At 52.7% G+C, this 294-nt stretch carries 1 pseudogene; it reads right to left on the bottom strand.

The features are described from left to right. Positions 1-20: 20 nt before the first annotated feature. A pseudogene (locus tag ACHAC9_RS24600) lies at positions 21-294 on the bottom strand (hypothetical protein); the annotation flags it as partial.

Below are 294 nucleotides of genomic sequence, written 5' to 3'. Positions count from 1 at the left end.
TGGCCGAAAGCGGCCGCCGGTCAGTCCAAAGCTGAGTAGTCCGCTAGAAGGTCATCCATTTCATCACCAAGCCCGTAGCCAAAATCATGGCTGAGCCGACTTACTTCGTGAAGACGCTCTAGCAAGTTACCGCGTTTTACCGGGCTAAGTGTCGTGGTCAACTTCAAGGACTGGCTAAACATGCCCATCAACGAAACGAAAAAAGTCTCGTCCGACAAGCCCACTTCGCGGCAGAAGCCTACAGCCTGCTCGCAATAAAAAGTCATCAATTCAGCCGTCTCATCGCGTCGTCCA

It is taken from the genome of Massilia sp. CMS3.1 (assembly GCF_051262535.1).
GTDB lineage: Bacteria > Pseudomonadota > Gammaproteobacteria > Burkholderiales > Burkholderiaceae_D > Telluria.
Note: the sequence above shows the minus strand (reverse complement) of the source record. Positions and strands in the feature narration are given on the sequence as shown.